This window comes from Paenibacillus sp. JT31N17, assembly GCF_056269255.1.
Window position 1 is genome coordinate 1 of sequence record NZ_JBWDNP010000018.1, and the last position, 23794, is coordinate 23794.

The following is a 23794-nucleotide window of genomic DNA, read 5'->3' on the forward strand; positions in this document are numbered from 1 at the left end:
TCTTCTTGCAGGCGCCGCAAGGCTTTCCTGCTTCGTAAGCTCTCGTCGTTCGCTTCAGCGGCGACTTGATTAATATATCACATCCGCCTAGCTCATTGCAAGTACTTTTTTTGATTTGTTTTTGCAAACGAATTGGTGCTGTGTAACGCAAGGAGTAATTTAACACAAAGCCTGCCTAATGGTCAAGCTATTTCATTCCATGAGCTAGAAGAGCGTCCATTGAAGTCCGAGAACAAGCATAATTCCGGGAAGCCCCAGCAGAACAACAGTACCGATGGTAGCCGGATTAAGCGGAACTTCGAAACCTGATATCAGACCCGAATAATTGAGCAGGTACAGCGCCACCGCCGCTGCAGTGAGATGCAGCGCAAACCGCCGAAACCATATCCAGGATATCTTGTTTCTCAGTATCATGACAGCCAGCAATAATGAAGAGACAATTAATAGGACAAGCCATATGGTCTGCATACTGCCATCCCCCTTACGGATTGGCACCAGTCGCCATTCAATGCTTTGGCTTTTCTGAGAAGCATCTCATATCGTTTCTCGGCCGCTTCGATCGCGAAGATCGCGTAATCAATCTGATCTTTGCCTGAGGCATATTCAAAATGCCGCTGCGCGTTATCCCAATCACGCTTGGCAATCAGCAGCTCATCGTAAAGTTCCAGCATCTCCTGCTTCATTTTGCTTTCTTTCTCTATCATCGCCGCTCTCTCGCGCTGTTTCAGCCATTTATCCCACATTGCTAGTTCCCCTTTCGCTTGTCCATTGTATACATACCTGATTTTGTTTCAGCATGTAGTACAAATTTATGAACCAGCGCCGGAAAACAGAACGGAAAACAGAAAACCCCGCGAGTAAAATTCTCACAGGGTTTCTAAAGCTAGAAGATATGCGAAAAATTCTTTTGCTCCCAAGGGTAAACGGTTAATTCAATTCCCTTCTGCCTTCCAACGCTTTGGACAATGTGACCTCATCGGCATATTCCAAATCTCCGCCTACCGGCAGTCCATGCGCAATTCGCGTAACTTTGATACCAAAGGGTTTGACCAGTCGTGACAAATACATCGCGGTCGCTTCGCCTTCAATATTGGGGTTGGTTGCTAATATCATCTCCTGAACGCGCTCATCGCTAAGACGCCTCAGCAGCTCGGCAATCCGAATTTCTTCGGGTCCAATCCCTTCAATCGGCGAAATGGCTCCCTGCAGCACATGATACTGGCCCTGGAATTCTTTGGTTCTCTCCATCGCTACCAAGTCTCTGGATTCCTGCACCACACAGATAACCGAATTGTCTCTGCTCTTATCCTGACAAATCCGGCATGGATCGATATCGGTAATATTGCAGCAGACGGAGCAAAAATGAAGATTGCGTTTGACGCTGACCAGCGATTTGGCAAAATCAATAACATCGTCTTCCTTCATCTTCAGAACATGAAAGGCTAGCCGGGCTGCGGTTTTGGGACCGATACCCGGCAGTCGGCTGAAAGCATCAATAAGTTTGGCTATCGGTTCGGGATAATACAAAGCGCAGCTCCTTTACTTCAATACATCAGATTTAACCCGCTTATCTATAATCAAGAAGAAACCTGCATCCTCTTACGACGACACAAGTTTCTTCCCTTTGGATTATTGAAATATGCTTTAAAGAACCGGTTGTCGATTAGAACAAGCCTGGAATTTTCACGCCGCCGGTGTATTTGCCCAGATCTTTATTGGCCAGCTCATCGGCTTTGGAAATTGCATCATTGACTGCGGTCAATACAAGATCCTGCAGCATTTCAATATCATCCGGATCCACAGCTTCAGGCTTAATTATGATGCTTTGCACATTTTTATGGCCATTTACGACTACGGTGACAACACCGCCGCCAGCTGTTCCTTCAATGGTTTTCGTGCCCAGCTCTTCTTGAGCCTTAAGCATTTGTTCCTGCATTTTCTTCACTTGCTTCATCATTTGATTCATGTTATTCATGGTCTACACTCCTCGTGTTTGCTTAAATTGGAATCATTACGTCAGGAAGCATACATGTGAAATCTATGCTATAAGATATTTCAAGAAGAAACAATCGGCCAAGCAGCGGTTATCAACGATTATTTATCTTTGATGACCACGAGATCCTCACCGAATAACTTGACTGCCTCTTCGATCCATTCCGGTTCGGAGGGCGGGCCGCTCTGCTCATCAGGCTGCAGGAACAGAGGCTCAGCGGAAGATGCCGGTGCCGAGTCGGAGGCTGACTGCCAGTCCTTGAGCATGACTGTCGCGAGCTTCACAGGGCGGGAAAAGGACTCCTCCAGCACCTTCTCGATGACCTCCCGGTTGGCCGGCTTCTCTGTCGTTTCGCGATGCATCGTGTTCTTGAAAGCAATAAGCAATGTATTGTCTGCAGCCGATACCGGTTCCCCATCAACCAGCCAGGCGTGCACTGTAATACGCATCTCCTTGACCCGCTGCAAAATCTCGCTCCACTTCATGCGCACCTGGGCAATTGCTTGCCCTTCAGCAGCTGCAAGAAAGGGTTCCAGCTTCACATTCGAACGAACGGTTCCGCCTGAAGGTGAAGCAGCACCGCCGCGATTGCCGAATGCTGCGCCGCGTCCGCCTCGTGTCTGGCTTGAACCCGCCGCTTCTGCAGCAGCGCCTTTGGATTCATCGCCGGCAGGCTGAACACCGGTGCGCAGCAGCTGCTCCAGTCTGCGCTCCAAGGCCTCGACCCTTTGCTGCAGCCTCAGCATTTCCGGGGGAGCCGCAGCAGCGGACGCTTGAGCGGGCGCCGCGTTCGCTCCCCTGCCAGCATGATCGTCCGACGGACCTGAAGCCGGTGTCTCCGGAAGCGTGCAGATCTTCATCAGAGCGACTTCAAAGATCGTTTGAGGGAGCGTGGCATGACGGATCTCCGTTTGATATTGATTCAGTACATCAATCATTCGGAAAAGCCGCTCGGAGCTGAAAGCTTCAGCCATAGCTTTGAACTGCTCCTGATCTACAATCCGCTCCGTTGAGGCGCGGCCTTGCGGACCCAATTTTATAACGAGCAGGTCCCGAAAATAGTATACTAAATTCTCGAGGCATTTGTCCGCACTTTTGCCTGCCTGCATAAGTCCTTCGACTAACGGCAGTATTGCCCCGGCGTTACGGTCGCGTACGGCCTCAGCCAACTGGGCAAACTGCTCTGCCGCTAACCCCCCGGTTACTTCGACGGCATCGATAAGCGTAATCTGCTCTGCCGCATAAGCAGAAACCTGCTCCAGCAGGCTGATGGCATCACGCATTCCGCCATCGGAGAGACGTGCAATATAGGCCAGCGCCTCATCCTCCGCGCCAATCCCCTCTTCATCGCATATTCGGCGCAGCCGTTCTGTCTGCTCAGGCAGTGAAACCTGGCGGAAATCGAAGCGTTGGCAGCGCGAAATAATTGTAGCCGGCAGCTTATGCGGTTCCGTAGTCGCCAAGATGAAAATGACATGGCCCGGCGGTTCCTCCAGCGTTTTGAGCAGCGCATTAAACGCTTCTGTAGTAAGCATGTGAACCTCGTCAATAATATACACCTTGGTACGGACTTCAGATGGTGCGTATCTGACCTTGTCACGGATATCCCGAATCTCGTCAATACCCCGGTTGGATGCTGCATCAATCTCCACGACATCCATAACAGTTCCTGCAGTGATTCCGCGACATGCGTCGCATTCATTGCATGGCTCCGGCGCCGGCCCCCGCTCACAGTTAATTGCCTTGGCCAATACTTTAGCCGCCGTTGTCTTGCCTGTCCCTCGGGGACCGTTAAACAGATATGCATGCGACACCCGGTCTTCCCGGATCGCATTTTGCAGCGTCTGGATAATATGCTGCTGGCCGACCATGTCCTGGAACGTCTGTGGACGCCAGGCGCGATATAAAGCGATATGTGTCACACGGAACGTTCCTTTCGGCTCATTATGGGCATTGCCCGGTATTCTCATTATACACGAACCCGTCCGCCAAAAAAACCGTTAACCTGCGGGGTTTCTTTCTTTTCCCTCTATGCAATCGCTGCTGCTCCGCTGTTTACAGCGGTTCGGCGGGATAGACGTTAGATAAAAACAATTCCGCAAGAGAGCACCGCAGCCGGGGCCGGAGCTTTCAACAGGGCAGCATAATGGTAAAAAGAGCGCCTTCCTCTGTCGTATCCGCCCGGATCGATCCCCCGAAATCATGCAAAATCCGTTGGCAGACCGAAAGACCGAGTCCGGTTCCATTAGCCTTCGTCGTGACGAACGGATCGAATATTTTATCCAGCATGGACAGAGGAATTCCCGGTCCCGTATCCTGGATTTCAATCATCAGCCATCTCCCTTCACTGTTATTCTCCACTTGTGCATGTACTGTCAATGTCCCCCCGATGCTCATAGCTTCAATACCGTTTTTGCAAATATTCAGCAGCACCTGCTTCAACATCTCCGGATCAGCCTTAACAACGGGAAGCTCCGCCCCCCATTCCCATGACACCGATACGCTGTGAAGCAGGGCTTCGCTGGCAACCATCGGCATAATTTCACGAAATACGGCATCAATTTGAATAAGATCCTGGGTAACATGCCTGGGTTTGCTCAGCATAAGAAATTCACCGACGAGACTGTTGATCCGATCGAGCTCTGTGAGCATAATCTCCGTATACTCCACTTCTTTGGTCATTCCGCGCGCGGTCATTGTTTTTTGAAACATCTGCATAAATCCGCGTATCGCGGTGAGCGGATTGCGTATTTCGTGAGCGGCTCCAGCGGCAATCTGGCCAATCATCGCCAGGCGGTCGCTGCGCTGAACCTGCACCTCCAGCGATCGTAAATTGGTGACATCCTTGAACAAAATATAAGCGCCCTCCACCACGCCCCCGGAACTGTGAAAAAGTCCGACATCCATCAACAGTTCTGTCTGCTCGCTGCCCTGAATCCAGGTCATGGGATAATTCCGCACGGCCGGACCGCCTGCAAGTGCGCTTTGAATGAATTTGTATTCCTTGGAGGAGGCAAAGAAATGATGGAGCGGCTCATTCACAATGGCGGATTTCGATGCGCCAAGCAGTCTGCATGCCAGCGGGCTAATATCCAGAATGATCGACTCTGACGGGTGAAGCAGAATCACTCCAATGTGATCGTCCCGCAGCATCGTTTCTCCAAAGCGCTGGATCAGATTCCCTTCCTTTACAGGCTCCTGGCTGAAAAGAAGCAGCAAGTGGTGCAGGGCATGCCCGTTCTCCATTCTTAAAGGCATCACATGGAGGATGAGAGCTTCACCGTTGGCTTTTTTCAACTGCGTGGGAGCCGGTTTAATAATATTCCGGTTGCCGATGCTCAGCACATCCCCGCCCGTTTGTGTATTAAATAATTGGCTGTCGGAAAGAGATGATATGCTGCGATTGAGGATCGTCGAGGAGGTATAACCCGTTTCGCTTAAAAATAAGGAATTGCATTCCGTTATCATACCTTGATCATCCAGCACTAAAACCATAGTTCCGGGCAGATGACTGGAGTAATCATCAAGCATATCCATACTTATTGAGCCGGTTGGCAAGGATGGCGCTTTGTACATGGTGATCCCCTCTTTTTTAGTTTGCTGTTTCTTCCTTTCGTTCCATAATTACCAAATTCCTGCAGAAAAAGAAAAAAACATCCACACGAAGTCATATTACGCTTCGCTTGGATGTTTATGTTTTACTTAGGTGGCTGCTATAAAGTTAAACCGCGCACCTGTCTTCGATACATGCGACCCGGGCGGCAATTTTATTCCCAGCTCTGGCCAGGCACTCCCCCGGCACATGAACGTACCCGCTTACGGCTGCTTCCTTCCGGACCTGACCGGGTTCACAAGCGTCCATTGCGGAGGACCAAACCGTCAACACTGTTCCTAAAAACCAGCCCCGCATCGGCATAACCTCGGACAGGAATTCAACCTCGCTACAGCGGATTGCGAGTTACAGGGCACCGCTACCTCCCCGTCTAGCACGGCAGAAATAATTATAGCGTGTTCTGTCTTAAAGTGCAACTATAAGAAGAAATGACAGGTCCATTGGGAAACGCTGCTATGCCGTCTTTTTACAACCAGTCACAAAAAGAGGAACTCCCCCTACTTCTTCGAGGTAACAGATACCTTATAGCGCGGCATGTTTTTCTGCAGGGTGGATAATACTTTCTCCTTCAATTGCGCCTCATCCACATTCGGGGCAGCCTTGACCGACACCTTGAGCCTTGGGCCTTGAATCATAATGTTATAATCCGCAACTCCGGGAATTTCCTTCAGCTTCCGTTCCGCGAAATCGCCATCCGATCCATAATTGAGATCATTGCCGTTGCGATTGGGCAAATGGGGGTTGCTGTTGGAAAGGCCCATATAGCCGTCATGACCGTAAGAGCGGGTGTTCATATTGTTGCTGCCGTCTTTCTTCACCCCACATCCGGCGAGCGCGGCAAGTACGAGAAGCAGCGCCAGCCCGGCGGCAAGAACTGTAGATTTGCGTGAAAACTTCATAAAAAAACCTCCCTTTAGCCATAGGATGGCTAAGGGAGGCTCTTGTATTCTGCTAATTAAAGGCAGAGACGGTTCAATGGAATTAGATACCGTATTTTTTCTTGAATTTGTCGACGCGGCCGCCGGCATCCAGGAACTTTTGCTTACCCGTGAAGAACGGGTGACAAGCGGAACAAATCTCTACACGCAGGTTCTCTTTGATCGAACCTGATTCGAATGTGTTCCCGCAAGCGCAAGTAACCGTGGTGACGTGGTAGGTCGGATGAATACCTTGTTTCATCGTACACACCTCTTTCTGCCCTGAGTCACAGGCGGACCCAGAGTTAAAATACACACTCAGGCTAGTATAGCATGGCTTACGTGAAACGCGCAATGAATTCCTTTTGCTTACTAAAGCGGTGAATTCCCTATTTAACCGGCATAGGCGGAACATGCGTGTAGGAACCAATGACTACGTCAGGAAGTTCCTCCGCGAAGATGTCCAGCATTTGCTTCATTCCGTATATCTCGCCCTGCGGCTTCGGAATCAGCTCCAGGTAGCTCTCGGGATCAATGTTCAAGTTGCGCATTTGGATGAACTTCAAGCCTGTCCGTTTGATGAAGCCGATCATGGCTTCCATCTCTTCCTCACGATCGGTAACGCCGGGGAAAATCAAATAGTTGATTGACGTATATACCCCTTTGTCTGCCGCGTAACGGAGTGACTTTTCTACATTCTTCAGGTTATAGCCGCGCGGTTTGTAATACGCATTGTAGTGATCGTCCAAAGCGCTGATCGTGCTTACCCGCATCAGATTTAATCCGGCATCCACGATGCCGCGGATATGATCGGTCAATCCGGCATTTGTATTGATATTAATAAAACCAAGCTGCGTCTGATCGCGGACTCTCCGCATGGCATCTATAATAATCTTGGCTTGGGTCGAGGGCTCGCCCTCACAGCCTTGGCCGAAGCTGATGATCGCTTCAGGCGTGCGCAGATGCTCAAGCATGATGTCCACGATTTCATCGACAGTCGGCTTAAAGTTCATCCGTGTCTGCGGCGCCGGAAACCCACTGTCGTCCGGCTGTTCGGAAATACAGCCGAAACAGCCTGCGTTGCAGGAGAACGATACCGGTACCGCCCCTTCCCACCGCTGTAAAAATGTATTTGATGCCGTCAGACATTCATAGCCAAGGGCACAATTGGACAGATGCTTATAAAGACGATTGTCGGGATATTTGGAGAGCAATCGTTCCACCTGAAGGTTCAGCTCATCCGTGTCGCAGTTCAGAGGATTCCACCGCTCCGGATCGTCAGACTTATGTGCCGCTACATAGAAGCCATCATCCTTCCAGACGACAGCTGAATAGCCGAACAAGGGCAGCTTCTGCGTCTTGTCTGTCTTCATGTAGCTCGGAATGCACAACCGTGTAAATCCTTGCGGCAGAAGCGCTCCTACTGCCTGTACATCGCCAGGAAGCGGCCGCATCTCGCCGGAAGCCGCATGTATGCCGATTGGCCGCGTATGCGGCAATCCGACCAGTGTGGCTCCTTCCGGCAGCGGAATCAATTCATCTTCCATTAATTCTATAATCATGTCACCGCTTCGTCCAAGCGCTAACCAATCCGGATGATCGAACAAATTACCCTGTTCGTCCGCATATACGAGATTCATGTTGTCCTCCTTCTTCCCCTAGGAAACGGGGGTTGAACGGGTCGTTGGACGCCTTGCAGCGCTCGTTCCCGTGCTGCTGCTCCCTGAATTCGACGAGTGGCTGCTTTGCGGCCGTTTAGGCGGCTGTATCATCGCAGAGGTATCCAGCGAAGCCAGAAACTCTTCGTTCGTTTTTGTATCCGCGAGCTTCTTCAGGAACCCGTCGACAAATTCGATTGAATCATTCATGTTCTTACGAATCGCCCATACTTTATCCAGTTCTTCTTTGGTAAGCAGCATTTCTTCGCGCCTTGTTCCCGAACGGCGGATATCCATGGCCGGGAAGATGCGGCGGTCTGCCAGCTTGCGGTCCAGATGAAGCTCCATATTACCGGTTCCCTTGAATTCCTCATAAATAATATCATCCATACGCGAGCCCGTTTCAATAAGCGCCGTCGCCAGAATCGTCAAGCTTCCGCCCTCTTCGACATTACGCGCGGAACCGAAAAACCGTTTGGGGCGATGGAACGCAGCAGGATCGATACCGCCGCTGAGCGTCCGTCCAGAAGCCGGAACCACGAGATTGTAGGCACGTGCAAGCCGCGTTATGCTATCCATCAAAATAACAACATCTTTCTTGTGCTCTACCAGCCGCAGCGCCCGTTCCAGAACCAGCTCCGTAACCTTGATATGATTCTCCGGCAGTTCATCGAAGGTTGAGGCTACAACCTCTCCTTTGACCGAACGCGACATATCCGTTACTTCCTCCGGCCGCTCATCGATCAGCAGCACGAATAATTCAATTTCCGGGTGATTGGTGGAGATGCTGTTGGCAATTTCCTTGAGCAGCAAGGTCTTGCCCGCTTTCGGCGGAGCAACGATAAGTCCCCGCTGACCAAGTCCAACGGGTGCAAGCAGGTCCATAATGCGCGTGGATAGTTTGGATTGGGAAGTTTCAAGGACTAGCTTCTTTTCTGGATAAAGAGGAGTAAGGGCAGGAAAATGCAGACGTTCTCCGGCTTGTTCGGGGCTTTCTCCATTGACCGCGTTGACTTGAAGCAATCCGAAATAACGTTCGTTCTCCTTGGGAGGACGGCATTTGCCGGAAACCAAGTCGCCTGTTCGCAAGTCAAACTTGCGGATCTGGGATGCAGAAATATAAATATCTTCTGTGCTGGGCAAATAGTTGATCGGGCGGAGAAACCCGTATCCCTCTGACAGGATCTCAAGTACACCCTGCATAAACATGAGTCCGCCCTGCTCGGCTTGAGCGCGCAGGATGGCAAAAATCAATTCTTTCTTCTTCAATGTACCGTAATACGGTATCTGAAACTGTTTAGCCAGCTTGTACAGCTCGGTCAGCTTCAATTCTTCAAGATCGGCGATCTGAAGATCGGACATATTATCACCACTTCTTTTCAATGATCAAAATCCATCTTATTCCATCCATCATTGCCGGAATCGGCCTTGTCTATTCCAAAGCCGATTCTACTCTCGCATCCTACTCTTCTTTACTCTTGTCCTGCTCACGCCAAACATCCGCGCCAAGCATACGTAAATTATCCACCAGATTGTCATAACCTCTGTCTATATATTCAACTCCGGTTATTTCCGTCACGCCCTCAGGAACAGTCAGTGCCGCCACAACCAGGGCAGCTCCTGCCCGCAAATCGGCAGCACGTACTTTGGCCGCGGTAAGAGGTCCGCCTTCGACAATGGCCGATCTGCCCTCTACCCTGATATTGGCGCCCATTCTCGTTAATTCGGGAACATGCTTGAACCGGTTGCTGTAAATATAGTCGCTCAGAATACTAACGCCTTTCGTTTGGGTCAGCAGACTGGTCATCGGAGATTGCAAGTCGGTGGCAAATCCGGGGTACACAAGCGCTTTGACATCAATCGCTTCGTAGTCGGCCTGACCGACGATACGAATGGATTCATCCATTTCATACACATGAACGCCCATTTCCTGGAGCTTGGCTGTAACGGCCTCCATATGCTTGGGAATCACGTTATCAATAAGTACGTCGCCGCGGGTCGCCGCAGCGGCAATCATGTAGGTTCCTGCTTGAATGCGGTCGGGAATAATCGAGTGACGGCAACCATGCAAGCTGTCTGCTCCCTCAATACGGATCGTCTCTGTCCCGGCTCCTTTAATTTTCGCGCCCATGGCGTTAAGAAGAGTGGCAACATCTATAATTTCAGGCTCTTTTGCCGCGTTTTCGATAATCGTGGAACCTTTGGCCCGGGAGGCCGCAAGCATAATATTAATGGTTGCTCCAACACTGGCTACATCAAGATAAATTTTTGCACCCCGCAGCTCTTTGGCTACGATGCGAACCGATCCATGGTCATTCGTCACTTTGGCGCCAAGTGCTTCAAATCCTTTAATATGCTGTTCAATGGGCCTGGGCTCGAAATTACAGCCGCCGGGAAGACCGATTGTCGCTTCGCCAAAACGGCCAAGCATGGCACCCATCAAATAATAAGAGGCGCGAAGCAGCTTTACTTTTCCGTTAGGCATCGGGATGGATTGCATTCCGGATGGATCGATCGAAATCGCATCTCCGCTTCTTGTAACCGTTCCGCCAAGCTCACGCAGTATTTCACTGTAAACCGCTACGTCACTGATCAGCGGCAAGTTATCCAGAACAACTGTTGACTCCGCCAGGATGGCAGCTGGCAAAAGCGCGACTGCGCTGTTTTTTGCCCCGCTGATCTGCACGGTGCCCCGCAGCGATTTTCCGCCGCGTATCATTAATTTTTCCATCAGCCTCATTTTCCTCCCACTCGGAAGGGAGCAAAGGAAAAACCGCCGCATCCTTTGAAGAACGCTCGACGCCATTACTCACACCTTAAATATTACGGGACATTGAGTGAAAGAGGACATCGATTTTCATCAGGTACTATGTGGCGGTTTATACCATGCTCCGGATGTTACGCTTGATTGCTGCTGCCGAACAGCCGGATTTTTTCTTGAACAACTGCTTTCATAGCGTTACGGGCAGGTGTCAGATATTTACGCGGGTCAATCACGGAGGCGCTGGCGCCTAATGCTTCGCGGATTGCATTGGTGCATGCAACCTGATTCTCGGTATTAACGTTGATTTTGCCTACGCCGGCTGCAATGGACAGACGAATGGCTTCGTCTGGAACGCCCGAACCGCCATGCAAAACAACCGGTACCGGAATGGCATCAGCTACTTTTTGGATAATATCGTAGTGGATTTTCGGCTCGCCTTTGTACATACCGTGTGCGGTACCTACAGCAATCGCCAGACAATCAACACCGGTTTCTTCGTAGAAACGGATGGCTTCCTCAGGCTTGGCCATCGTAGCATCGGCTTCATCAACACTCAGATCATCCTCAACGCCGCCGATTGTACCCAGCTCGCCTTCAACGGAAACGCCCATTGCGCGTGCAGCTTTTACAACCTGCTTGGTCAATTCGATATTTTCTTCCAGTCCATAGTGGGAGCCGTCGAACATAACCGAGGAGAATCCTGCGCGGATACATTTCATGGCAACTTCAAAGCTGCTTCCGTGGTCAAGGTGGAGCGCGATCGGCAAGCCGGATTGTTTCGCGGCTGCTTGTGCGATGGCAACAGTGAATTCAATACCCATGTATTTCAGTGCGCCTTCGGATACACCATAAATAAACGGTGATTTTTCCTCCATTGCTGCTTCGACGATCGCCTGCGCGAACTCAAGGTTGTTCATGTTGAACTGGCCGACTGCGAATTTGTTGGCTTTGGCTTTCGGTAAAAATTCATTCATTGATACGAGTGGCATAGATTCTCTGTTCCTCCTAAAAGTTTTTGGCCCTGCTCCATCAAGCAATCAGCTTGCAAAAAGCCGCGAGCTTAAGGGTGTGAAGCATGGCTCTGACATGCGGTGCTTCTCTCTCCTGCGCGCCATTCTCCACAAACAAACACCCCTGAAATGAAGCAACGCCCCGCCACCTCCCGGTGATGGGTGAAAATCGTTTCTTCCTTCAAATCTATAAGAGAAAGCATTACGAAAAGCTGGACGTTTCCTATAGATTAATAAGATGGAGGTTATGCCTGCTGCGAGCTGCTTGTCGCTAACTGCGCTCTGGCGACCCAAGCATCTTCCCGCAAAAATACAGACAAGGAACGTAAGGCTCGTCCTTTTCCGGTATTTCCAGAAAGCTTGCAGCGGGAGCACTCTGCGGTAAAACGGAATAAATCACGGTTCTGCTTGTTATACCCCGCTAGTATACCACAACCGTTTATTGTTTGGTACAGGTCTTTGAAACGCTTGGCTCCGTGGTCAGCAGGCCTTCCACCGCCGCAGAAGCATTCCTCTCAAGCAAGCCAGCTGCTTAACCTCTAAAGAAAAAAGGCCCTGAATAATCAGGACCCTACTGCGTACCAGTTGTTGGATTCACCGCCGCGCAGCTGCAAATTAACGGCCATTCTCATCTCATCGATATCGAAAGGCTTGGTAAAATGCATCAGCGCACCGTGGTCGGTCGCCTCCTTGATCATGTCGAGCTCGCCATAAGCGGTCATCATGATCACCTTGATGTCTTTGTTAATGGCTTTGATGTGCTTCAAAATTTCCAGTCCGTCCATGCCTGGAATTTTCATATCTAGTAAGACAAGATGCGGCACGTCATTCCTTACGATCTCCAGCGCCAGTTTGCCGTTAGAGGCTTGAAAGGTCACATAACCCTCACTGCTAAATACTTCCATCAGCAAGACTCGAATACCGTTTTGGTCGTCGACGATTAACACTTTCTTCTTATCCAACTCGAAACCCTCCTACGAATGCGCTAAAATCCTGCCGCACGATTTGGTCAACTCTCCCATAATCGTTAATTTATTCGCGAAGTGGCATTCAATATCCTGCTTCATGCTGGAAAAAAAGTGAAAAACTACATCTTTCCTTCTAAACTCTCGGATCTTAGCAAAGCTGCCCTGACAAAACCGCGGAAAAGCGGCTGCGGGCGATTTGGTCTGGAGGTAAATTCGGGATGGAATTGTACGGCCAAAAACCAAGGGTGCTCCGGCAGCTCGATCATTTCAACCAGACGGCCATCCGGCGAAGTCCCCGAAATGCGCAGTCCGCCCGATTCGATGCGTTCGCGGTATTCATTATTGAATTCATAGCGGTGACGATGGCGCTCATATACAAGCTCGTCATTATATTCACGTTCGGCCAGCGAACCGGCAGCAAGCTTGCACGGATACAAGCCAAGGCGCATGGTTCCGCCCAAATCCTCGATATCCTTTTGTTCCGGCAATAGATCAATAACCGGATAGCCGGTGGAAGGGTTGATCTCCGAGCTGTTGGCATCGGCAAGCCCCGTGACATTGCGGGCAAACTCGATAACGGCTACCTGCATGCCGAGACAAATGCCGAAAAATGGTATCCGGTTCTCGCGGGCATAACGGATCGCCGTGATTTTGCCTTCAATCCCCCGGTCGCCGAAGCCGCCCGGCACCAGAATGCCATGAACGCCATCCAGCAAATCCGCTACATTCTCGCTTGCCACATCCTCCGCGCTAACCCAGCGCAGCTTCACATCCGCATCGGAATCAAAGCCTGCGTGGCTGAGCGATTCCACGATGCTCAGATAAGCGTCATGCAGCGCTACATACTTGCCGACAATGGCAATTTCCGTGGTCCGGCTGAGCTGCTTGACACGGGTGACCAGATTCTCCCACTCCGTCATATCCGGCGGAGGGGTGGTCAGCTTAAGGTGGTTGACGACGATCTCATCCAGACCCTGCTCGCGCAGGTTAAGAGGTACCTCGTACAAGGTGGAGGCATCGCGGCATTCCACAACTGCACTGGCATCGATATCGCAGAATAGAGCGATTTTACGCTTCAACTCGTCCGCAAGCGGGTATTCCGTCCGGCACACGATGACATTCGGCTGAATGCCAATGCTTCTGAGCTCCTTGACGCTGTGCTGGGTGGGCTTCGTTTTCTCTTCGCCCGCAGCTTTGATGAAAGGAATCAGCGTCACATGGATATACATCACGTTATCGCGTCCGATATCGCTTTTAATCTGGCGGATCGCTTCCAGAAACGGCAAGCTCTCAATATCCCCGACCGTACCGCCGATTTCTGTGATCACCACATCCGATCCCGTCTCCTTGCCAGCACGGAATACGCGTTCCTTGATTTCATTGGTGATGTGAGGAATGACCTGAACAGTGCCCCCAAGATACTCTCCGCGCCGCTCCTTGGTTATAACGGAGGAGTAAATTTTGCCTGTCGTGACGTTGCTGTTCTTGGACAGGTTGATGTCAATAAATCTCTCATAGTGGCCAAGATCAAGGTCAGTCTCCGCACCGTCATCGGTTACGAATACCTCCCCATGCTGATAGGGGCTCATCGTTCCCGGGTCCACGTTAATATAAGGATCAAACTTCTGAATCGTTACTTTCAAACCCCGGTTCTTGAGCAATCGGCCGAGCGATGCTGCCGTTATGCCCTTACCCAAAGACGACACGACACCGCCGGTTACAAAAATGTACTTGGTCACTGATGATACCCTCCACGCTAGGATGTTAAAGTATAGGATTGCCCAATTCCTTAATATGAAACGAATTCCACTGCCTTGCTGAAGGCGAAATTAGTTTCTGCAATTCAATGAAGTTCAGAGAAGAATAGATGAAGCTTGATCCTTCTGAACTTTCAGGAAGATACGGCTGGCGCCGTCTTCGGCGGCGAGACAAGCTTCTTCTCCCAAGAAATATAAGCAGAGCATGGTCGAAACCAACCTTCTTATATTTTGAAAAAAGGATAAAAAAAAGAAAAAAGTGACACCCGTATAGACGGGGCACTTTCTGGATTGGCTTATTACTTGCATGTCCGAACTTAAAGCCCATGCAATAGTTTACTCTTCGCGGCTATCCCCTGTCAAGACAAGAAGAAGGGTCTTCCGCCCCGTACAGAAGAATGGCTCGCCGTCGGTTAGCGGTTCGTCGGGATTTTCGCCAAAGCCTTTCTGGAATTGACAAGCGCTGGAGAATTATCTATTTATCGTCGTCCTCGTCGTCATCCTCAAAATCATCCGCTTCCTCGGAATCCTCGTCATCCGACGCCTCATCCTCATCCACGTCATCGGTATCCTCATCGATTTCTTCGTCGTCGATCAGTACCTCTTCGTCAACCTCAGCTTCCTCTTCCGCCTCGTCGAAGATTTCCTGATCTTCGTCATAGCTGTCGAAATCCTCTTCCTCGGCGGTGTAGGTTTCTTCTTCCTCGTCCGGATAAACCTCGTCATCCTCATCATCATCATTGATAATGCGAGGGCGTTTGGCGTTGCCCACCGGATCTTCGGAACGTTCCACCGGATACCAGCGTTTGAGGCCCCAGGTATTGTTACCAACACAGGCAAAACGACCGTCAATATTGATTTCCGTATATACTTGCGCAATCACTTGGTTGGTTTCATCTTGGGACAAGCCACGGATCTTGGCAATTTCCATCATGATATCCCGATAATAAAACGGCGTATTGGCCGCTTTAAGCAGTTCAAAAGCCAAATCAACCATTGGCATTTCCTTGACGCGTTCAGGATCGATCTTCAAGGTGATTTCGCTGCTCATTGGACACTTCCTCTCATGTCAATCTACTACAAAACTACGCAAACAATCCATTATCAACTTTTAGTAAAACCTATTTCTTTCAAAAAAGCAAGCGGCAGGCCTTTTGTATGTAAAAAGAAAAAGCGAAGGACAACCCTTCGCTTTGACTGTATCCTTCCGGATGATCCGGCTGCTGCCCACCCGGGATGCAAGAGCCGTTAAAGGACTCCTGATTTATTCTATGTACCTCAGCGGCGAATGACACGGTTATTCAGCCTAATTATAGGAAAAAAGGTCACTTGCTCATACGGCTTGCCGCTTGCCGTCATACAATACTGCAGCATAGTCCACCCGGGAGGAGAGGCCAGCCTTGGACAGAACCGCAATTCTCCGCCTGCTGCACAGTTCGCAAGCCCAGTCCTCGTCTCACGTTAAGCGCCGCATCATCCGCTTTGAGCAGCGCAGCGACTATCGGCGCTTCCTCCAGGAATGGTCGGAGCTGCGCGAGCCTCTTGCCGAAGAGCAGGCTCCCAGACATCTTCCATTAATTGAAGCTTTTTCACTTCCCATCCCCGATGAGCAGTTGAAAACCCGTTCCCGCGACGGCATCCTGATCGAGGATGACCCCCTGCTTCGCGTTCACGCCACGACAGTCAAGCAGACCGCACGCGAAAAGGGTATTCCCTGGGGTGTCAATGAAATTAAAGCTCCGCAAGCATGGGGCATGACAACGGGATACCGGGTTAGAATCGGCGTAATTGATACCGGTGTGGATTTCAGCCATCCCGACCTTAAGCATTCGCTTGCCCGCGGCATCAATTTGTTGAACCCTGCCGCACTTCCGCATGATGATAACGGGCACGGCACACATATTGCAGGAACGATTGCCGCGGCCAACCAGCTGCGCGGCATGATCGGGGTCGCTCCAAGATCCATCGTTTACCCTGTAAAAGCCTTCGATCATAACGGCAGCGCTTTTGTATCGGACATCATTCTGGGCATCGAATGGTGTGTCCGCAACCGGATGAATATTATTAACATGAGCTTCGGCATGAAAACGCGCAGCAAGTCACTGCTCCAAGCTGTGACCAATGCGTACAATGCCGGCGTTATTGTTGTCGCTTCTTCCGGAAATGACGGGAAAAGAAAGTCCGTCGACTATCCGGCCAAATATCCGCAGACCATTTCTGTCGGAGCCACTAACCGCCTGCGCCGTATTGCACCGTTCAGCAACCGTGGCATCTACATTGATATCTATGCTCCCGGAGATAAAATCATGTCGTCATGGCTGCGCGGAAAATATCATGAGATGAGCGGAACCTCCATGGCAACCTCGCATGTCAGCGGCGCCATTGCGCTGCTGCTGGCCCACCAGCCGGGACTTTCGCCGTCCGAGATCAAAGCCATATTAAAGCGTTCCATGCTCCCGCTGCGGGGCACAAAAGCTCCCCGGTTAACCGGGGAGCTGGATGTAATGCGCATGCTCGCATCCGCGGACCGGTAGGTCTGCGGTTTGCTTGCGATTCAACGCGCGGCAGCTGCCAAATCTACATACGTTCCGGCGCTGAGACGCCAATCAGGCGCAGAACCGTCGATAGCACTGTACGAACTGCGGCCAGCAGCGCCAGACGGGCTTGCGTCTGGGCAGCATCCTCGGTTATAACCCGCTCCGCCTTGTAATAGCTGTGGAACAGGGATGCCAGCTCATAGACATACCGGACAAGCCGGTGAGGCGCATACTGCTCGGCCGCTTCCGCGATTTCCTGCGGCAGCTCGCCCATTTTGCGCAGCAGATCGAATTCATGCTCCGTCGCAAGCCGGGTCAGATCCACCGATGCGGGCGACTGAAGCTGAATGTCCTGCTCCTGCGCCTGACGGAAGATGCTGCAGATGCGCGCATGGGCATATTGGACATAAAATACCGGATTTTCGTTGGATGTCGAAATAGCCAGATCCATGTCAAAGTCCAAATGCGAGTCCATGCTCCGCATGGAGAAAAAATAACGAATGGCGTCGATGCCCACTTCCGCCATCAAATCCTCCATCGTGACCGCCTTGCCGGTCCGTTTGGACATTTTCATCTTCTCGCCGTTCTGGAAGAGGCTGACCATCTGGGCAATCAGCACAACCAGCTTCTGCGGATCGTTGCCCAGCGCAGCCATCGCTGCTTTGACCCGGGGGATATAGCCGTGGTGGTCAGCGCCCCAAATATTGATCATCCGGTCGTAGCCGCGGGCGAATTTATCCCGGTGATAGGCAATATCCGGCGTCAGGTAGGTATAGGAACCGTCATTTTTCACCAAAACGCGGTTCTTGTCATCGCCATAAGGCATCGTGGACAGCCACGTGGCGCCTTCCTCTTCAAACACTTGCCCACGCTCACGCAGCGCCTCAAGCGCCGCTTCGACCTGTCCGCTCTCATACAGCTTCGTCTCACTGTACCATTCGTCGAATTCGACGCGGAATTCCGCCAGATCACGTTTGATCTTGTTTAACTCCCGCTCCAGGCCGTACGCGCGAAAGAATGCAAAACGCTCATCGTCCGGAATCGACAGCAGCCGGTCGCCTTCCGACTCGGCCAGCGCCTTGGCAAAGCCAATAATATCTTCGCCATAGTAACCGTCTTCCGGCATTTGGGCTTCCTGACCGAGCGCTTCCTTATAGCGGGCTTCAATAGAGTAAGCCAGGTTCGCTACCTGCTTGCCGGCATCATTAATGTAATATTCCCGTGTGACCCGGTAGCCGGCGAAATCCAGCAGATTACAAAGGACATCGCCCACAGCGGCGCCGCGGGCATGGCCCAGGTGCAGGCTGCCCGTCGGATTGGCACTGACGAACTCGACCTGGACGGACTGCCCGCCTCCTGCTTTCACACGGCCATATTCATGGCCTTGGCCCAGCACCTGACTGATCACAGGATAGAGATAGCTCTTGTCGATCCGGAAATTAATAAAGCCCGGTCCGGCAATCTCCGCGGACTGTATGGATGCCTTGCTTTTATCCAGATGGGCGAGTATGGCTTCCGCAATCTGGCGGGGATTCTTCTTGGCCAGCTTGCTGAGCAGCATGGCCGCATTGGTCGCCAAATCGCCATGCGACTTATCCTTGGGCACTTCCAGCACGAAGGAGGGAAGCTCCTCGCGTGCCGCCAGCCCGGCAGCTACCACCGCATCCGCTATCGCTTCTTTTACGAGTATATCCAGTACATCAATCGCATTTGCTTCCATTAAAAGATCCAGCTCCTCTTCATCATTCGCATTACTAAACAGGTAAACTTCTATTCTTCCGTCAGGACGGAAGCATGCCCGTCTTCCAGCTCTTCCGCACGCAGCCGGATGACAAACAACCCGGATGGCTGCTCGTCTACCCACAGTCTGTAATGCCATTCCAGCAGCATGGGCAGCGTCGGCGCCAGCGGTTCCTCCGCAGGCTCCGCCTGGGCCATATCTCCGCACTGCATCCACAGCAGCGTAGTATCCGTCTCCAGCTGGAAACGGATATGCGTCGAGGCGTAATGCCCCGAGCGGCGCGCTCCGGCCGCAAAGGACTGGTCCGATTCCACATCCCCGTGACGCTTGACGCTGAGCTCGCCTTCGCGCCAGCGAACGACCGTCCGCACCTGGCCATTCTCATCGGATTCGTCGTAGCGGACATAGACGGTGCGGTCTTTGCGGAACCATTCGCCGATGAAAGCATGCTTTTGCTGTTCTCCGTCGAGCTCGCTCGTTAGTTTGATTCGCACTTTCGCTCTGCCTGTCATCGTCGTTAGTCTCCTGTCCTGCTTCTTATGATACCTACTATATACAGGAGCAACAAGGATTTCAATGCCGCCGGAAGCAGCGGCTAAATCTGGCGGGGCGACTGGAGACCCAGCACAGTCAGCCCGCTGCGGATGACCTTGGCGCAGGCAGCCACAAGCACAAGCTTCGCCCGAGTCGCTTCCGGCGTCTCCGATAGAATCCGTTCCTGATGATAGAATCGGTTGAAGTCCTTGGCTGCGTCGAGCAAATATCTGGCCAAGATAGAAGGCTCATTCGCCTTGAGCGCATCGCGGATGGCATCCGGATAGGCGGTCAAGGTTTTGAGACAGGTCCATGCGGCGGGAAGGGATAAGAAGCCTGCCTCCTTTTGCAGAGCGCCATCCTTAACTGCCTGCATCGCTTCATCGATGGTCAAGCCGCCCTTGTCCAGCAGCTTATACGCCCTTGCCGCGGTATATTGCAAATAAGGACCGGTCTCCCCCTCAAAGCGAAGCGCCTCGTCCAGCGAGAAATTCACTTCCAGCTGCCTGCCGTGCTTCAAATCGCCGAAAATAATGGCGCCGATGCCGACAGCCTCGGCAATCTCCCGCCTGCCGGCAAGCTCCGGATTCTTATCGGCGATGAGCGCTTCCGCTTTGGCGACCGCTTCATCGAGCACCGTGTCAAGAAAGACCACTTGCCCTTTGCGTGTGGACATCTTGCGGCCTTCGAACTTCATTAATCCGAAGGCGACATGCTCGCAGCGATCCACGCCGTCCATTCCCATCCGCTGCAGAACGGCAAACACCTGCTGGAAGTGAAGCTTCTGTTCTGCACCAACCACATAAAGAAGGCGGTCGGCTCCCATCTCACGCTTCCGGTACAGCGCGGTGGCCAAATCGCGCGTCGGATAAATCGTCGAGCCGTCGGATTTCAAAATGAGGCAGGGCGGCATACCCTCTGCATCCAGCCGCACCACCTGAGCGCCGTCGCTCTCCTCAAGAAGCCCCTGTTCCGTGAGCTGACTCACAACCGCCGCCATTTTATCATTATAGAAGCTCTCTCCCAGCGTATGGTCAAAGGCAACCCCAAGACGCGTATACATCCTGTCGAATTCCTTCATGCTGAACGATACGAAAAACATCCACAACCGCTTTGCTTCCGCATCTGCGTTCTCAAGCTTCCAGAACCAGAGCCGCGCCGCATCCTCAAGCGAATGATCCCTCTCGGCCTCCTCATGAAAAAGCACATAGAGACGCAGGCTCTCGCGGATCGGCTCCCGTTGAAGCGCCGCTTCGTCGCCCCAGCGCGTGTAAGCCTCCATCAGCTTGCCGAACTGCGTTCCCCAATCCCCGATATGGTTGACCGTCATCACCTTATACCCCGACAAACGGTAGAGATTGGCGAGTGCATGGCCGATCATCGTTGAGCGCAGATGCGCCACTCCAAACGGCTTGGCGATATTGGGCGAGGACAGGTCGATGACGACCCGCTGCCCCTCTCCTTCCGAAGACTTGGCAAAATCACCGTCCAATAGGGTCTCAAACAGCTTTGGAGCAAAGCGGGCAGGTTCAAAAAACAGATTCAAATAGGGACCCTTGGCTTCTGCGAGCACACCGGCAGACGGATCCCGGACAAGCGGCGCAAGCTCCCCAGCGACGGCTGCAGGCGGACGCTTCCATTGGCGGGACAGCAGGTAGCAGGGGAACGCCACATCACCAAGCGCCGGATTCGGGGGAAGCTCCAACACAACAGCAATCTCCGCCTGCGAAAGCCCGGTATGAGGCTGCAGGAGCTCTGCCGCCCATTTCAGCAAAAGATTCATCTTATTCTCCTCCTTCGGATTTTTAACGGATGCTTATGTTGAAAAACACAAAAACCCCCGTCTCTGTAAAGAGACGGAGGTCTGGTCCGTGGTACCACTCTTCTGGCTCCCGCCTTGAATAGAAGGGGCCGGCCGGTTGGCCGGCTGCCTCTCCTCGTTAGCGGGGCCGCTTGAACACGGTAACGGGGTGACCGGATTATCCTACAGCGGCAGGCGCATTCGGACAATCAACTCCCGGGCCCGCTTCCCATGCCTCGCTGCACCGGCTTTCACCGCCCCGGCTCGCTGCTTGCAGCGCTTTGCAAAGTACTGTCCCGTTCATCGCTTGTAAGCTGTTATTTGTTTATTATATGCATCCGAAGAGAAATTGCAAGGGGAAGGTATAACCGCCCATTCATGCGACTTGCTGCCGGCTTCATGAACAGCATATACTAAACTGAACTGAACCAAACGGGATTTTCAATTTTATTTGGAGGACGGCAGGATCAATGAGCAAAGGAACCGCATTATTACGGCAGCGCAATGAAAAACGCACCCTGGCGCTGCTTCGCACCGGGGAACATCACTCCCGGCAGGAGCTGTCCAAGCTGCTCGGCTTAAGCAAAAACACCATTTCGCTCATAATCGACAGCTTCATCAAGCAGGGAATCGTCGAGGAAAAAGGGCTGGACGAGCAGAGCGGCGCAGGGCGGCCAAGAATCCAGCTGCAGCTGATTCCGGCTTTTCATACCGCAATCGGAATTTCCATTGCCCATTCAAGCTGCCAGTTTGTCGTCACCGATTACCGCTCCACCATTCTGGAGAGCGGCGAATGGACGATCCGGTCCATGCAGGCGGACCTTGTTATCGGGCAGCTGATCGGCTTGTGCGGCGGGCTTCTCGACAAATACCCCCAGACGCTCGGCATCGGTGCGGCGATACCTGCGCTGGTCGACCCCCACTTGGGCCTTGTGCACTTCTCGTCCCATCTGGACTGGCGGGACGTTCGGCTCAAGGAGCGGCTGGATGAGGGCCTCCCGGTGAAAACCATCGTCATGAACAATGTCAAAGCGTCTGCGCTGGCGGCTTCGTCTGCTGTCCCCCTGCCCCCTGGAGGCTCCGGCAATCTCTTCTATCTGCGGGTGGATCAAGGAGTGGGAGGAGCCCAGATTATTGACGGCCGCGTCTATGAAGGCGCAAGCTTCACTGCGGGTGAAATCGGTCATCTGTGCGTGCAGATGGACGGACCCCTGTGTGCCTGCGGACAGCGGGGATGCCTGGAGACGCTCGTCAGCATGCCTGCGGTGAGAGAACAACTGTTCGCCAGCTGCCCCTCGGCGAATCCGGAAGAAAGTCTGCTGTCACTGGTGACCAGACTTCAGCATGAAGCATGCGTCCTTGATCTGCTGCGTGCATCCGGTGAACATATCGGCTTCGCGCTGGCCCAAATCGTGAATCTGATGAACCCGCAGAACATCATCATCGACAGTCCTTTTGCCACACTCGACCCCTTCAAGCTGGCGGTCCAGCAGACCATGCAGCGAAGAGCGCTGCGAATTCCGCTCGCAAAGACGAGCCTGCAGTTCATCCGTAATGAGTTCTCTGCAAGCATTGGCGCCGCATATGCGGTCGTGCTGGATTTCGAGAAGGAGTAAACGGGTCAAGTTGTTCAGGTGCTCACTATTCTTAATTGGAAAGAAGGTCCCTTGCCATGTTGATCAGCGGAGCTGCAGAAAGTCCGTTCTCCTCCACTACGGGAGTCGTCGTAGCCGTCATCGATTCCGGGATTGACCCGGATCGGCTGCACCACGGTACCGCCATGCTGCCCGGAGTCAACCTCAGCGGCGACGGCGGCAGCGGGGACACCCGCGATTATGCCGGACACGGTACCGCCGTAGCGGCTACGATTGCCCGGATTGCCCCCGGCTCCCGGCTTCTGCCGGTGAAATTGATGAACCGGCGCGGCGTATTACGCGATACGGCCATGATTGAATCTGCCCTGGCGTGGATCATAGAGCACAGGGAAGAGCTCGGCATCGGCGTCGTCTGCGCCGCCTTCGCCGATTCGAGTCACCGCATCTCGGATGAGCCGCTGCGCGGATCGACGCTGCAGCGGCAGGTTGCTGCTTTGCGCGAAGCGGGCATCCCCACGGTAACCGCCGCAGGCAACTGGTACCCGGAGCACCGCGGCCGCAGCCTTCACGGCATGGCGTGGCCTGCCATTCTCCGTGAAACCGTCAGCGCAGGCGCGCTCGACAACGGGGAAGAAGGCGTCCGGCTCGCAAACACGAGCCAGCGCCTTCATCAAAGTCTTCATACAGGCTGCAGCACAACCTTGTTCACCCGGCCCGGAGATCCGGGAGAGACAAGCGGCGCTGCCGCTGTTGTCTCCGGATGCTTTGCCGCATTGCGGCAGGCTGATCCGGATGCTTCGGTCGATGCGCTGGTCGGGCGGCTGCTCCGTTTCGGCCGGGAAGCCGCTGACGAGAACGGCCTTCTCTGGCCTGTGATCGATCCTGGCGAGCTGTTCCTGGATTAAT

The 23794-nt window shown here is 52.6% G+C and carries 21 protein-coding genes and 1 other RNA gene; 3 read left to right on the top strand and 19 right to left on the bottom strand.

Going from position 1 to position 23794, the window contains the following annotated elements:
• Nucleotides 1-204: 204 nt before the first annotated feature.
• The 16 genes from AC0YOB_RS32765 to rpoE all read right to left on the bottom strand — a co-directional run bounded on the left by AC0YOB_RS32765 (nucleotide 205) and on the right by rpoE (nucleotide 15731).
• Complete coding sequence (locus AC0YOB_RS32765; protein ID WP_475796364.1) at nucleotides 205-468, bottom strand: pro-sigmaK processing inhibitor BofA family protein; 264 nt, start codon at nucleotides 466-468, stop codon at nucleotides 205-207.
• Entirely contained in the window at nucleotides 441-671 is a 231-nt protein-coding gene (locus AC0YOB_RS32770; protein ID WP_475796469.1) for a DUF2508 family protein, read from the bottom strand. Before AC0YOB_RS32770 ends, AC0YOB_RS32765 begins: the two co-directional genes overlap by 28 nt.
• Before the next feature lie 256 nt (nucleotides 672-927).
• Complete coding sequence (gene recR, locus AC0YOB_RS32775; RefSeq protein WP_210046143.1) at nucleotides 928-1527, bottom strand: recombination mediator RecR; 600 nt, start codon at nucleotides 1525-1527, stop codon at nucleotides 928-930.
• A 136-nt stretch (nucleotides 1528-1663) separates the two neighbouring features.
• Nucleotides 1664-1975 carry a YbaB/EbfC family nucleoid-associated protein gene (locus tag AC0YOB_RS32780; RefSeq protein ID WP_210046144.1) on the bottom strand — a complete coding sequence of 104 codons (312 nt, stop codon included), beginning with the start codon at nucleotides 1973-1975 and terminating at the stop codon, nucleotides 1664-1666.
• 119 nt (nucleotides 1976-2094) lie between these two features.
• Nucleotides 2095-3915, bottom strand: a complete 1821-nt coding sequence (gene dnaX / locus AC0YOB_RS32785; RefSeq protein ID WP_475796470.1) for a DNA polymerase III subunit gamma/tau — start codon at nucleotides 3913-3915, stop codon at nucleotides 2095-2097.
• Between the two features lie 208 nt (nucleotides 3916-4123).
• Nucleotides 4124-5569, bottom strand: coding sequence for an ATP-binding protein (locus tag AC0YOB_RS32790; RefSeq protein WP_475796365.1), 1446 nt, complete (start codon nucleotides 5567-5569; stop codon nucleotides 4124-4126).
• 150 nt (nucleotides 5570-5719) lie between these two features.
• Nucleotides 5720-5985: signal recognition particle sRNA large type (gene ffs, locus AC0YOB_RS32795), an RNA gene on the bottom strand.
• A gap of 118 nt (nucleotides 5986-6103) precedes the next feature.
• Complete coding sequence (locus AC0YOB_RS32800; RefSeq protein WP_475796366.1) at nucleotides 6104-6505, bottom strand: YhcN/YlaJ family sporulation lipoprotein; 402 nt, start codon at nucleotides 6503-6505, stop codon at nucleotides 6104-6106.
• Nucleotides 6506-6587: 82 nt separating this feature from the next.
• Nucleotides 6588-6785: a 50S ribosomal protein L31 gene (rpmE, locus tag AC0YOB_RS32805; RefSeq protein WP_210046148.1), complete on the bottom strand. Its 198-nt coding sequence runs from the start codon at nucleotides 6783-6785 to the stop codon at nucleotides 6588-6590.
• 127 nt (nucleotides 6786-6912) lie between these two features.
• Nucleotides 6913-8163, bottom strand: a complete 1251-nt coding sequence (locus tag AC0YOB_RS32810) for a radical SAM family protein (RefSeq protein ID WP_210046149.1) — start codon at nucleotides 8161-8163, stop codon at nucleotides 6913-6915.
• 18 nt (nucleotides 8164-8181) lie between these two features.
• Complete coding sequence (gene rho, locus AC0YOB_RS32815) at nucleotides 8182-9543, bottom strand: transcription termination factor Rho (RefSeq protein WP_475772101.1); 1362 nt, start codon at nucleotides 9541-9543, stop codon at nucleotides 8182-8184.
• A gap of 100 nt (nucleotides 9544-9643) precedes the next feature.
• Nucleotides 9644-10912 (bottom strand): UDP-N-acetylglucosamine 1-carboxyvinyltransferase, encoded by a 1269-nt coding sequence (locus AC0YOB_RS32820; RefSeq protein ID WP_475796367.1) that lies wholly within the window; start codon nucleotides 10910-10912, stop codon nucleotides 9644-9646.
• A 167-nt stretch (nucleotides 10913-11079) separates the two neighbouring features.
• Nucleotides 11080-11934, bottom strand: coding sequence for a class II fructose-1,6-bisphosphate aldolase (fba, locus tag AC0YOB_RS32825; protein WP_475772100.1), 855 nt, complete (start codon nucleotides 11932-11934; stop codon nucleotides 11080-11082).
• Between the two features lie 584 nt (nucleotides 11935-12518).
• Nucleotides 12519-12917 carry a response regulator gene (locus AC0YOB_RS32830; RefSeq protein ID WP_210046153.1) on the bottom strand — a complete coding sequence of 133 codons (399 nt, stop codon included), beginning with the start codon at nucleotides 12915-12917 and terminating at the stop codon, nucleotides 12519-12521.
• Nucleotides 12918-13042: 125 nt separating this feature from the next.
• Entirely contained in the window at nucleotides 13043-14662 is a 1620-nt protein-coding gene (locus AC0YOB_RS32835) for a CTP synthase (RefSeq protein WP_475796368.1), read from the bottom strand.
• A 493-nt stretch (nucleotides 14663-15155) separates the two neighbouring features.
• Nucleotides 15156-15731: a DNA-directed RNA polymerase subunit delta gene (rpoE, locus tag AC0YOB_RS32840; protein WP_475772098.1), complete on the bottom strand. Its 576-nt coding sequence runs from the start codon at nucleotides 15729-15731 to the stop codon at nucleotides 15156-15158.
• Nucleotides 15732-16080: 349 nt separating this feature from the next.
• On the opposite strand from rpoE, the gene AC0YOB_RS32845 reads away from it, so the two are divergent.
• On the top strand, nucleotides 16081-17214 hold the full coding sequence (locus tag AC0YOB_RS32845; RefSeq protein WP_475796369.1) for a S8 family peptidase: 1134 nt from the start codon (nucleotides 16081-16083) through the stop codon (nucleotides 17212-17214).
• A 43-nt stretch (nucleotides 17215-17257) separates the two neighbouring features.
• On the opposite strand, the gene argS (AC0YOB_RS32850) is transcribed toward AC0YOB_RS32845, so the two are convergent.
• The 3 genes from argS (AC0YOB_RS32850) to argS (AC0YOB_RS32860) form a co-directional block, all read right to left on the bottom strand.
• Nucleotides 17258-18937, bottom strand: a complete 1680-nt coding sequence (gene argS, locus AC0YOB_RS32850; RefSeq protein ID WP_475796370.1) for an arginine--tRNA ligase — start codon at nucleotides 18935-18937, stop codon at nucleotides 17258-17260.
• A 50-nt stretch (nucleotides 18938-18987) separates the two neighbouring features.
• Nucleotides 18988-19470 (bottom strand): YwiB family protein, encoded by a 483-nt coding sequence (locus AC0YOB_RS32855; protein WP_475796371.1) that lies wholly within the window; start codon nucleotides 19468-19470, stop codon nucleotides 18988-18990.
• Nucleotides 19471-19553: 83 nt separating this feature from the next.
• A complete protein-coding gene (gene argS / locus AC0YOB_RS32860) occupies nucleotides 19554-21275 on the bottom strand; it encodes an arginine--tRNA ligase (RefSeq protein WP_475796372.1) in 1722 nt (573 codons plus the stop codon).
• A 488-nt stretch (nucleotides 21276-21763) separates the two neighbouring features.
• Between argS (AC0YOB_RS32860) and AC0YOB_RS32865 the strand changes: the two genes are divergently transcribed.
• Both AC0YOB_RS32865 and AC0YOB_RS32870 read left to right on the top strand, forming a co-directional pair.
• A complete protein-coding gene (locus tag AC0YOB_RS32865; protein ID WP_475796373.1) occupies nucleotides 21764-22909 on the top strand; it encodes an ROK family protein in 1146 nt (381 codons plus the stop codon).
• 56 nt (nucleotides 22910-22965) lie between these two features.
• Complete coding sequence (locus tag AC0YOB_RS32870; RefSeq protein WP_475796374.1) at nucleotides 22966-23793, top strand: S8 family serine peptidase; 828 nt, start codon at nucleotides 22966-22968, stop codon at nucleotides 23791-23793.
• Nucleotide 23794: the final 1 nt, after the last annotated feature.

Bases quoted from the DNA above. Each gene is read 5' to 3' on its own strand.
- AC0YOB_RS32790 (WP_475796365.1), bottom strand. From the start codon at position 5,569: ATGTACAAAGCGCCATCCTTGCCAACCGGCTCAATAAGTATGGATATG.
- argS (WP_475796370.1), bottom strand. From the start codon at position 18,937: ATGGAAGCAAATGCGATTGATGTACTGGATATACTCGTAAAAGAAGCG.
- AC0YOB_RS32770 (WP_475796469.1), bottom strand. From the start codon at position 671: ATGCTGGAACTTTACGATGAGCTGCTGATTGCCAAGCGTGATTGGGAT.
- AC0YOB_RS32865 (WP_475796373.1), top strand. From the start codon at position 21,764: ATGAGCAAAGGAACCGCATTATTACGGCAGCGCAATGAAAAACGCACC.
- AC0YOB_RS32810 (WP_210046149.1), bottom strand. From the start codon at position 8,163: ATGAATCTCGTATATGCGGACGAACAGGGTAATTTGTTCGATCATCCG.
- rpmE (WP_210046148.1), bottom strand. From the start codon at position 6,785: ATGAAACAAGGTATTCATCCGACCTACCACGTCACCACGGTTACTTGC.
- rho (WP_475772101.1), bottom strand. From the start codon at position 9,543: ATGTCCGATCTTCAGATCGCCGATCTTGAAGAATTGAAGCTGACCGAG.
- AC0YOB_RS32800 (WP_475796366.1), bottom strand. From the start codon at position 6,505: ATGAAGTTTTCACGCAAATCTACAGTTCTTGCCGCCGGGCTGGCGCTG.
- AC0YOB_RS32820 (WP_475796367.1), bottom strand. From the start codon at position 10,912: ATGGAAAAATTAATGATACGCGGCGGAAAATCGCTGCGGGGCACCGTG.
- AC0YOB_RS32780 (WP_210046144.1), bottom strand. From the start codon at position 1,975: ATGAATAACATGAATCAAATGATGAAGCAAGTGAAGAAAATGCAGGAA.
- argS (WP_475796372.1), bottom strand. From the start codon at position 21,275: ATGAATCTTTTGCTGAAATGGGCGGCAGAGCTCCTGCAGCCTCATACC.
- AC0YOB_RS32855 (WP_475796371.1), bottom strand. From the start codon at position 19,470: ATGACAGGCAGAGCGAAAGTGCGAATCAAACTAACGAGCGAGCTCGAC.
- rpoE (WP_475772098.1), bottom strand. From the start codon at position 15,731: ATGAGCAGCGAAATCACCTTGAAGATCGATCCTGAACGCGTCAAGGAA.
- AC0YOB_RS32870 (WP_475796374.1), top strand. From the start codon at position 22,966: ATGTTGATCAGCGGAGCTGCAGAAAGTCCGTTCTCCTCCACTACGGGA.
- fba (WP_475772100.1), bottom strand. From the start codon at position 11,934: ATGCCACTCGTATCAATGAATGAATTTTTACCGAAAGCCAAAGCCAAC.
- AC0YOB_RS32765 (WP_475796364.1), bottom strand. From the start codon at position 468: ATGCAGACCATATGGCTTGTCCTATTAATTGTCTCTTCATTATTGCTG.